Below are 9,081 nucleotides of genomic sequence, written 5' to 3' on the forward strand. Positions count from 1 at the left end.
AGGATATCCATGCCCGGCTCGGCGTCACGTTCGTTTATGTGACACACGACCAGACCGAGGCGCTGACCATGTCGGACCGGATCGCGGTGTTCAGCGCCGGCCGCATCGAGCAGCTTTCGACACCACGCGAACTGTATGAGCGTCCGACGGGCAGCTTTGTGGCGAGCTTCATCGGCGAGAACAACCGCATGTCCGGCACCGTGCTTGCCGGCGGTGAAAACGGTGGCGTGGCCGTCCATCTCGACGATGGCGATCTGGTGTTGAACGCCATTTCCCCTGGCGCGACGCCCCCTGCGGGCGCCAGGGTGACGCTGTCGATCAGGCCCGAGCGCATGTCCTTATTGCACGATGGCTCCACCGCCCTCAACGTGATTGCGGCAACCGTCGTTCAGTCCGTTTATGTCGGGGATCACATCCGGCTCGTCGCTGTGACGGCGGGCGGCCTGAAATTCATTGTCAAGCTTGCCGCATCGTCGTCTCGGTCCGAACTCAATGCGGGCGAGGCGGTTCGGTTGGGCTGTGGTCGTGAGGATTGCCTCGCGCTCGAGAGATAGCAACAAAAGGCAGACAAGGGAGAGTTCAACCATGAAGAAATCGCCGAAAGTCGTCATCACCTGTGCGGTCACCGGTTCGATCCACACGCCGACGATGAGCCCGTATCTGCCGATAACGCCGTCCGAGATCGTCGACGCCGCCGTCGGAGCAGCCGAAGCCGGAGCGTCGGTGATCCATCTGCATGCCCGCGATCCGGAGACCGGCAAGCCTACCCCTGATCCAAAGCTGTTTATGGATTTCCTGCCGCGCATCAAGCAGCAGACCGACGCCGTGATGAACATTTCCACCGGCGGCGGGCTGAAGATGACCCTCGAAGAGCGCCTTGAAGCCGCGCACGCTTCGAAGCCGGAACTCTGCTCGCTCAATATGGGATCTATGAATTTCGCCCTGCACCAAATCGCGCCGAAATACACCGACTGGAAGTACGACTGGGAGAAGGGCTACCTGGAAGACACAAAGAAGGGCATCGTCTCCAACACGTTCGAGCAGATCGAGCGTATCATCGTCGAAGTCGGCCAGGCCTACGGCACGAAGTTCGAGTTCGAGTGCTACGATGTCAGTCACCTCTACACGCTTGCGCACTTTCTAGACCGCAAGCTGCTGAAGCCGCCGCTTTTCGTCCAGACGATCTTCGGGCTGCTGGGCGGAATCGGCGCCGACCCAGAAGACATGATGCACATGCGCAGGACGGCTGATCGGCTGTTCGGAGACGATTATCTCTGGTCGATCCTTGCCGCGGGCAAGCACCAGATAAATCTCTGCACGATGGGCGCGATCATGGGCGGCAATGTACGGGTCGGTTTGGAAGACAGCCTCTATGTCGGCAAGGGCACGCTCGCTAAGAGCAATGCCGAACAGGTTGCCAAGATAAAGCGCATTCTCAACGAGTTGTCGCTCGAAATCGCGACGCCCGACGAAGCCCGTCAACTGCTGGATCTCAAGGGCGCAAACGAGGTCGGGTTTTGACGCCCGGCATCGAAACCTATGTCGGCGTCGTGCATCCTTGGATGTGCGACGCGATGGGCCATCTCAACGTTCGTCATTATGTGGCCATGTTTGATGACGCCAGTTTCCAGTTTCTGGGCAGGATTGCCGATCCTCGTTTGACGCCGACCCTCGGCTGGGCGGATGTAAGGATGGAGATCGACTACGTGCATGAAACCGCGGCGGGAACCCTGGTCACCGTTCGCAGCGTTATAGAAAAGCTTGGGAAATCGTCGCTGACTTATCTACATGAAATGCGCGGCACGCTGGATGGAGTCCTGCATGCGCGCATGCGCACCGTAACGGTACGCTTCGATCTTCAAGCGCGGAGCAAGATCGAGATCGAAGGCGAAGCCCGGCAGGCGAGCGCGAAACTCCCGAGGGGTGAAGCCGATACGCGTGGGTGACGGCGAGAATGTCCGGTGACGGCATCGTTAGCCGCATTGGCGTCACTGAGCGAGATGCTGTAGGTCGCTGAAGGCTTCTACTCGCCCTACGAAGGTCAGGTATGCCGCTATCGCACAGGACACCGCATGGGGCAGCCCGCCACAATCGGCCATTGCGTACGATAGTGGCGTTGAAGTGGTAGCGGGAGAGGGACTTGAACCCCCGACCCCAGGATTATGATTCCCGTGCTCTAACCAACTGAGCTACCCCGCCAGGGCGGCGAAAGGCCCGAAATCCGCCTCAAATCGAAAGGCATGTCGGGGGCGTTCGCCAAGGTCGCGCGGATATAAGGTTGGGAGGGTGAGCCTGTCAAGCTTCGAAGCAACCGGCTTGCCGGCTTATCGTCATTATCGAAAAGCTTTGCCATGCGGACATTTGGTTGCCGCCGCCGGGGTTGAGTTCGAAGGGGCACGTCGCTATGTCTCGGCCACGAGTTTTTAGAGTTTGAAACAGATGAAGCCGCGCATAGCAGTCCTCGGTTGCGGATACTGGGGCAGCAACCACATCCGCACTCTCAAGGCGCTCGGCGCGCTGTACGCGGTCTCCGACACCAACCGGGCCCGCGCAGAAGGCTTCGCCAGCGAGCAGGACTGCCTGGCGATCGAGCCGGACCAGTTGTTCGTGCGTGACGATATCGACGCCATCGTCATGGCGCTGCCGCCGCAATTCCATGCCGACCTTGCCGTGCGTGCCGTCACGGCCGGCAAGGACGTGCTGGTGGAAAAGCCGATCGCGCTGACGGTTGCCGACGCCGAGCGTGCGGTGCAGGCGGCCAAGGACAATGGCCGCGTCTTCATGGTCGGCCATGTCCTGCGGTTCCACCCCGCCTTCGAGACGCTGAAAGGGCTGATCGACAAGGGCGAACTCGGCGAAGTCCGCTACATCCACTCGCACCGGCTCGGCCTCGGCAAGTTCCACACAGAGAACGACGCGCTGTGGGACCTGGCGCCGCACGATCTGTCGATGATCCTGGCGATCACCGGCACGGAGCCGATCGAGGTGCGCGGCGAGGGGGCCGCCCTGCTCGACAATCTCAGCGACTTCGCGCATCTGCACATGCGCTTCCCCAACGGCCTGCGCAGCCATCTCTTCACCTCGCGTCTCAATCCCTATCGCGAGCGGCGGCTGACCGTGGTCGGCACCAAGGCGATGGCGGTGTTCGACGATGTCGAGCCATGGGAACGCAAGCTTGCCGTCTACCGCCATGCAGTGTGGCAGGACAGCGGCCAATGGGCCTTCACCACCAATGAGCCATCCTATGTCGCGGTTGCCCAGGGCATGCCGCTGACACGCGAGCTGGAGCATTTCATCCAGTGCATCGAGACGCGTGCCGAGCCGCGCACCAGCGGCGAGGAAGCGATCAGGGTGCTGCGCATCCTGACCGCCGGCACGGTCACCCACACCAAGTCGAATTCCTGAAGCGCGGATTATTTATTCGGCGGGAATCTTATTCGGCAGGTATCTTATTCGGCAGGTATCTGGGCCGGCCTGGCGGCAAGCCGGGTCAGCATCGCCTCGGCCTCGGCGCCACGCTCCGAACGCTCGATGAAGCCGCCGCCGAACACGCGAGCTTCGTTGCCGTCATCGGAGTAGAGCACGCAGGCCTGGCCCGGCGCGATGCCGGATTCGCCGTCGACCAGTTCCACCCATGTGGCACCGGCACGATGATGCAGCACGGCCGGGCGCGGCGGCCGCGTCGAGCGGACCTTGGCGAACAGCTCCAGGCCGCCTGCAGGGACGTCTGTGAGCGGTCCGTCGCCCAGCCAGTTCATATTGCGCAGATAGATCTTGTGCGTCTCCAGCGCCTCGCGCGGGCCAACCACGACGCGAGCGCGGTCGGCATCGAGGTGGACGACGTAAAGCGGCTCGCCGGAAGCGATGCCGATGCCGCGGCGCTGGCCGATCGTGTAGCGCAGGATGCCCTCATGGCGGCCGAGCACGCGGCCGTCGATGTGGACGATGTCGCCCGGATTGGCCGCGGTTGGCTTCAGCTTGGCGATGATGTCGGAATACTTGCCCTGCGGCACGAAGCAGATGTCCTGGCTATCCTGCTTGGCGGCAACCGCCAGCCCCATCTCCTCGGCGATGGCGCGAACCTGCGGCTTCGACAGGCCGCCGAGGGGAAAGCGCAGATAATCGATCTGTGCCTGCGTGGTGGCGAACAGGAAATAACTCTGGTCACGGTCGGCGTCGACGGGCCTGTAGAGCGCGCGGTGGGCGCCGTTGGCGCCGGAACGGATGTAGTGGCCGGTGGCCAGCGCGTCGGCGCCGAGCTCCTTGGCGGTGGCCAGGAGGTCGGCGAACTTCACCGTCTGATTGCAGGAAACGCACGGGATCGGCGTCTCGCCGGCGACATAGCTCTCGGCGAAGGGATCGATGACCGCCTTGCGGAAGCGTTCCTCGTAGTCGAGCACATAATGGGGGATGCCGAGCGTCTCGGAGACACGGCGGGCATCGTCGATGTCCTGCCCGGCGCAGCATGAGCCGGCCCGGTGCGTCGCCGCGCCGTGGTCGTAGAGCTGCAAGGTGACGCCGACGACGTCGTAGCCCTCGCGTTTCAGCAGGCCTGCGACGACAGAGGAATCGACGCCGCCCGACATGGCGACGACGATGCGGGTGTTTTCGGGACGTCCGGGAAGATTGAGACTGTTCATGATGCTTTCGTTCTGCGCGGCGCCTCAATGCCAATGTCGAGAATATAGGTCAAGCTTTACCGGCGCGCCAGCGTGCAGGGCGATTCACCGGTTGCGGCCGATCTCCGCCAGGGGATGCATTTTCCCCGGCAAATCAGCGTTTGCGGGCAGATGTTTCAAATGCCGGCGAAAAGACTAACGCGGCGTTCATGATCCTTACCTAGTCATTAGGGTCTGCTTAGGCAATTTTTAAAGCTGTGGCGGTAACGTGGCGGGGATTGGGTCTTTGAGTTTTTTGTAGAGAGTACGATGACCGATCTGGTTAGACCGAGAGTCAAATATGTTATCGGGCCTGACGGCAGCCCTCTTACGATTGCCGATCTGCCGCCGACCAATACACGTCGCTGGGTTATCCGGCGTAAGGCGGAAGTGGTTGCGGCCGTGCGCGGCGGGCTTTTGAGCCTGGACGAGGCATGCCAACGCTACAAGCTCACCACCGAGGAATTCCTGTCCTGGCAGGCGTCGATCGACGAATATGGCCTTGCCGGGCTGCGCACGACACGCATCCAGCAATACCGGCACTGACATTGCGAATTTAGACGAAGGGCGCGGCTAACCCCGCGCCCTTCTGTTTTCACCGTTCCCGCTCAGAGCGATAGCACAACCTTGCCGATCGGCTTGGTGGCGAGGAAGGCGTGAGCGGCCCCCGCCTGGTCCAGCGGGAAGCTCTTCGCCACATGGACGGCGAGCTTGTTGGCATCGATCAACCGAGCCAGTTCCACCAGGCCCTCCCTGTCGGGAACGACGGACATACGCTCGACCCGAATGTCTCGCGCGCCGGCCTGGGTCCTGGTGTTGTCGCCGACATCGAGCAATGACACCAAAACGCCGCCACGCCTGAGCACCTTCAGCGAGCGTTGGGCGTGGTCGCCGCCCATTGGATCCAGCACCAGATCGATGTCGCGAACCTTATCGGTGAAATCGCCCTTGGTGTAGTCGATGACCTCGTCGGCGCCGAGTTCGCGGAGGAAATCGAGCTTGCCCGGGCTGACCGTGGCGACAACGTAGGCGCCGCGCGCCCTGGCGATCTGCACCGCCAGATGACCGACGCCGCCGGCTCCTGCATGGACCAATATGCGCTGCCCCGATTTCAGCCCGCCGTGGCGAACAAGCCCTTGCCAGGCGGTGAGGCCGGCCAGCGGCAAGGCGCCTGCCTTGAGGTGGTCCGCGCTCTTCGGCTTCAGTGCGATTTGATCGGCAGGCACGGCAGCCAGCTCGGCATAGGCCGCCGCCTGCTTGGGGAAGCGCGGCATGCCGAACACCTCGTCGCCGATCTTGAAGCCGGTGACGCCGGCGCCGAGTGCTTCGACAGTTCCCGAGATATCCCAACCCAGGATGTAAGGCGGCTCGCCGAGCAAGGGGTAGTAGCCGGCACGGACGGCGCCGTCGACCGGATTGATGCCTGCGGCCTTGACGCGGACCAGCACTTCGCCGGTCTCTGGCGTGGGATCCGGCTGATCGGCGATGACAAGGACGTCGGGTCCGCCGACGGAATTCTGGATAACGGCACGCATTGAGATGTCTCCTGCTTGGTTGGTGCCACTATCATTTGGATAGTAATATCCCCTTGTCCAGTATGTACCTTCCTGATATATACGCACCTCATGGATAGTGAAGATGATTGCGGTTTCGGCTATGATGCGTTCCGGCGGGCGTGTCCTTCGCACACCGTGCTGGAGATGCTGGCCAGCAAATGGGTCTATCTGGTGGTTTGCGCGCTGCGCAAAGGCCGGCTGCGCAATGGCGAGCTTGCCCGGAAGCTCGAGGGCATCACGCCGAAGATGCTGACGCAGACGCTGCGGGTGCTCGAGCGCGACGGCCTGGTGCGGCGCGAGATCTTCCCGGTCATTCCGCCGCGCGTCGAATATGAATTGACCGAGCTCGGCCAGAACCTGGCGGGGCTGCTTACCCAGATCAGGTCATGGGCGGAGCAGCATGCGCCGGATATCAAGGATGCCCGTGCAAGGGCAATTGCCGAGAGTGAAGGGGATTTGGCCGCGTAGGGCGGGTTCATTTTTCCCGCCGGAGCCGCAAGCCGCGACAATGCGCCAGCCTGATGGCGAGCGTTGGTGCGGCAAACCGCCAGGTCTTAGCCGATCATGGCGCTGCGGCCACCGACTTCGGCTTCGCGGATCTTCGTGTCGCGCGATTCCAGCATTTCCGCCTTGGAAAGCTCCGCTTCAGCTTCGCCGAGTAATGATTCGGCGGCGCTTCGCTGCTGGGCGAGGTCGCTTTGGGAATTCCTGAGGTTGTCGCGGCGCAGGCGAGCCGCCTTGGCGAAGGTCGGATAGGCGAAATGGTTGATGTCTGTGATGCCGGCCTTCTTTTCCTCGGCGGTGATCTGAAGCTCCAGCTCGACGGCCATGCGTTCGAACTCGGCGATCATCATGTCGAGCTGGAGCAGCTGCCGCCGCTTCTCATTCACCTGAAACTGTTTCAGCCGAACGAGGTTTTCACGTGACTTCATGATTCGGTACTCCCGGAAACGCACACCCGCACTTATCGTCCAAACCACCTGGAAACGCCCAGGCCGCACCCGTGTCCACCGCCTTTCCCCGAACTATGGGAAACAAAACCCTAAAGTTTTTTGCCGGCGGTAACCATTCGTTTACGGGCATTGTTAATCATACGGGTCAGGACTTAAGGCCGGGTAAAAATTCCGGCCACCGATGCGGAAGCGACGTCGATGAGTCCCTGGAGTCGCTTAGTCCAGGTTGTTAATGTGTTGCATTAGGAATTTGGTTCTGAGATTCGTTATTAGATTCAAGAGGGTGTAGAAAGAGGTTAAAAAATCTGGTACCGTCATGGACGGGAAATTAGGATTTGTTAACCATTCAATGGCAGCCTCTGCACAAGGCAACCACTGCTCCGGGTCCGGACGGGTCGTGAAATGGTCCGGCAGCAGAAAAGGGGAATGAAATGCGTGTTCTGCTGATAGAAGATGACAGTGCAACCGCACAAAGCATCGAACTGATGCTGAAATCGGAAAGTTTCAACGTCTACACGACCGATCTCGGGGAAGAGGGCGTCGATCTAGGCAAGCTCTACGACTACGATATCATTCTTCTCGATCTCAACCTGCCCGATATGTCGGGCTACGAGGTCTTGAGAACGCTTCGCCTTTCCAAGGTCAAGACACCTATTCTCATCCTCTCCGGCATGGCCGGCATCGAGGACAAGGTGCGCGGCCTCGGCTTCGGCGCGGACGACTACATGACCAAGCCGTTCCACAAGGATGAGCTGGTTGCCCGCATTCATGCCATCGTGCGGCGCTCCAAGGGCCACGCCCAGTCGGTCATCACCACCGGCGACCTGGTGGTCAACCTCGATGCCAAGACCGTCGAAGTCGGCGGCCAGCGCGTGCACCTGACCGGCAAGGAATACCAGATGCTGGAGTTGCTTTCGCTGCGCAAAGGCACCACGCTGACCAAGGAAATGTTCCTCAACCACCTCTATGGCGGCATGGACGAGCCTGAGTTGAAGATCATCGACGTCTTCATCTGCAAGCTGCGCAAAAAGCTCGACGCGGCATCGGGCGGTCAGAACTACATTGAAACGGTCTGGGGGCGCGGCTATGTGCTGCGCGAACCGGAAGACATTCGCGTCAGCGCCTGAGCGACGAATCGCTCGAATCTTTTCCATAAAAAACCCGGCTTCGGCCGGGTTTTTGCATGACGGCTGGTAAGGGTCTGTTTTGGGCTGCTGAGCAGGAAACCGTCACGCACTTTTTCTGGAATTGCTCAAGGGTACCGAATCAGGTGCGCTCTTCAAGGTGCGAAAGCGCTCGAGCAGCTGCGGGCGGTTGAACGGCTTCAAGAGATAGCCCTGGGCGCCGGCTCGCTTGGCCCGCATGATCGAAGCAATATCGAGCTCGACCAGGGAAATCAGGATCTGCGGCCTTATCGGGCTCTCCATGGCGCGGACGCGACGGATGAGATCGACCGCCGGTACGTCAGGCAAGGCGCCATCGACGACGATGATGTCGGGCATATCGGCGGCGCACATCTCCAGCGCGTCCAGTCCGCTGGCGGCCTCGATGACAATCATTTCGGAGCCGCCCAGGATGCGTTTTGCAACCTTCCTGATGACGCTTGAATCGTCGACGAACATGCAGCGTTTCATTTCCGGGTCCTCTTTGCCTTCTGGCAGTCCGGTAGCGTCGGGGGCATCCAGGACGCACCATAGGCCAATCTGGTAAAGAAGCCGAAAAGGCGTTAGGTAAAATTTTTACAAAGATAGGCAGGTGCCTACTTTTATTCGCGAATGCTTTGGCGCTGCCTGGACGACCAGACGCATCTCAAGTCGATGAGCTGGAATTACAGATTTCAATGTAGAAATACTTCGCTTTATCGGCTGCGCAATCAGGCCGCAGAAAGCACGATTTCTTCCGGCGTCGCGTGGA

11 protein-coding genes and 1 tRNA gene are annotated in these 9,081 nt (G+C 60.8%); 7 read left to right on the plus strand and 5 right to left on the minus strand.

The annotated features are described in order from the left end of the window. The 3 genes from EN939_RS39705 to EN939_RS10845 all read left to right on the plus strand — a co-directional run. A partial coding sequence (locus EN939_RS39705) for a TOBE domain-containing protein (RefSeq protein ID WP_206528279.1) occupies positions 1 to 554 on the plus strand: 554 nt, incomplete at its 5' end. 31 nt (positions 555 to 585) lie between these two features. Then, complete coding sequence (locus tag EN939_RS10840) at positions 586 to 1,521, plus strand: 3-keto-5-aminohexanoate cleavage protein (protein WP_127268010.1); 936 nt, start codon at positions 586 to 588, stop codon at positions 1,519 to 1,521. Next, the gene (locus tag EN939_RS10845) at positions 1,518 to 1,946 is read left to right on the plus strand and encodes an acyl-CoA thioesterase (protein WP_127268011.1); all 429 of its coding nucleotides are present in this window, start codon (positions 1,518 to 1,520) and stop codon (positions 1,944 to 1,946) included. Before EN939_RS10840 ends, EN939_RS10845 begins: the two co-directional genes overlap by 4 nt. A 176-nt stretch (positions 1,947 to 2,122) precedes the next feature. Here the strand turns inward: EN939_RS10845 and EN939_RS10850 are convergent. Beyond that, positions 2,123 to 2,199 (minus strand) — tRNA-Met (locus tag EN939_RS10850). Between the two features lie 240 nt (positions 2,200 to 2,439). Here EN939_RS10850 and EN939_RS10855 point away from each other — a divergent pair. Then, the gene (locus EN939_RS10855; RefSeq protein WP_127268012.1) at positions 2,440 to 3,405 is read left to right on the plus strand and encodes a Gfo/Idh/MocA family protein; all 966 of its coding nucleotides are present in this window, start codon (positions 2,440 to 2,442) and stop codon (positions 3,403 to 3,405) included. Between the two features lie 44 nt (positions 3,406 to 3,449). Here EN939_RS10855 and mnmA read toward each other — a convergent pair whose 3' ends face one another. Beyond that, positions 3,450 to 4,640 carry a tRNA 2-thiouridine(34) synthase MnmA gene (gene mnmA / locus EN939_RS10860; protein ID WP_127268013.1) on the minus strand — a complete coding sequence of 397 codons (1,191 nt, stop codon included), beginning with the start codon at positions 4,638 to 4,640 and terminating at the stop codon, positions 3,450 to 3,452. A 288-nt stretch (positions 4,641 to 4,928) separates the two neighbouring features. Here mnmA and sciP point away from each other — a divergent pair, with 288 nt between their 5' ends. After that, on the plus strand, positions 4,929 to 5,204 hold the full coding sequence (gene sciP / locus EN939_RS10865) for a CtrA inhibitor SciP (protein ID WP_013529904.1): 276 nt from the start codon (positions 4,929 to 4,931) through the stop codon (positions 5,202 to 5,204). A 62-nt stretch (positions 5,205 to 5,266) separates the two neighbouring features. Here the strand turns inward: sciP and EN939_RS10870 are convergent, their stop codons facing one another. Then, the gene (locus EN939_RS10870) at positions 5,267 to 6,193 is read right to left on the minus strand and encodes an NADP-dependent oxidoreductase (RefSeq protein ID WP_127268014.1); all 927 of its coding nucleotides are present in this window, start codon (positions 6,191 to 6,193) and stop codon (positions 5,267 to 5,269) included. Positions 6,194 to 6,283: 90 nt separating this feature from the next. On the opposite strand from EN939_RS10870, the gene EN939_RS10875 reads away from it, so the two are divergent. Then, a complete protein-coding gene (locus EN939_RS10875; RefSeq protein WP_127268015.1) occupies positions 6,284 to 6,682 on the plus strand; it encodes a winged helix-turn-helix transcriptional regulator in 399 nt (132 codons plus the stop codon). An 86-nt stretch (positions 6,683 to 6,768) separates the two neighbouring features. On the opposite strand, the gene EN939_RS10880 is transcribed toward EN939_RS10875, so the two are convergent. Beyond that, positions 6,769 to 7,146 (minus strand): flagellar export protein FliJ, encoded by a 378-nt coding sequence (locus EN939_RS10880; RefSeq protein ID WP_013529907.1) that lies wholly within the window; start codon positions 7,144 to 7,146, stop codon positions 6,769 to 6,771. 452 nt (positions 7,147 to 7,598) lie between these two features. Between EN939_RS10880 and ctrA the strand changes: the two genes are divergently transcribed. After that, positions 7,599 to 8,294 carry a response regulator transcription factor CtrA gene (ctrA, locus tag EN939_RS10885; RefSeq protein ID WP_006203583.1) on the plus strand — a complete coding sequence of 232 codons (696 nt, stop codon included), beginning with the start codon at positions 7,599 to 7,601 and terminating at the stop codon, positions 8,292 to 8,294. Between the two features lie 102 nt (positions 8,295 to 8,396). Here ctrA and EN939_RS10890 read toward each other — a convergent pair whose 3' ends face one another. Then, complete coding sequence (locus tag EN939_RS10890) at positions 8,397 to 8,801, minus strand: response regulator (RefSeq protein ID WP_127268016.1); 405 nt, start codon at positions 8,799 to 8,801, stop codon at positions 8,397 to 8,399. Between the last annotated feature and the right edge of the window lie 280 nt (positions 8,802 to 9,081).

It is taken from the genome of Mesorhizobium sp. M7A.F.Ca.CA.002.05.1.1 (genome assembly GCF_003998335.1).
GTDB lineage: Bacteria > Pseudomonadota > Alphaproteobacteria > Rhizobiales > Rhizobiaceae > Mesorhizobium.

Coding starts and splice junctions, on each gene's coding strand:
- EN939_RS10840 (WP_127268010.1), top strand. CDS start 586: ATGAAGAAATCGCCGAAAGTCGTCATCACCTGTGCGGTCACCGGTTCG.
- EN939_RS10855 (WP_127268012.1), top strand. CDS start 2,440: ATGAAGCCGCGCATAGCAGTCCTCGGTTGCGGATACTGGGGCAGCAAC.
- mnmA (WP_127268013.1), bottom strand. CDS start 4,640: ATGAACAGTCTCAATCTTCCCGGACGTCCCGAAAACACCCGCATCGTC.
- sciP (WP_013529904.1), top strand. CDS start 4,929: ATGACCGATCTGGTTAGACCGAGAGTCAAATATGTTATCGGGCCTGAC.
- EN939_RS10870 (WP_127268014.1), bottom strand. CDS start 6,193: ATGCGTGCCGTTATCCAGAATTCCGTCGGCGGACCCGACGTCCTTGTC.
- EN939_RS10875 (WP_127268015.1), top strand. CDS start 6,284: ATGGATAGTGAAGATGATTGCGGTTTCGGCTATGATGCGTTCCGGCGG.
- EN939_RS10880 (WP_013529907.1), bottom strand. CDS start 7,146: ATGAAGTCACGTGAAAACCTCGTTCGGCTGAAACAGTTTCAGGTGAAT.
- ctrA (WP_006203583.1), top strand. CDS start 7,599: ATGCGTGTTCTGCTGATAGAAGATGACAGTGCAACCGCACAAAGCATC.
- EN939_RS10890 (WP_127268016.1), bottom strand. CDS start 8,801: ATGAAACGCTGCATGTTCGTCGACGATTCAAGCGTCATCAGGAAGGTT.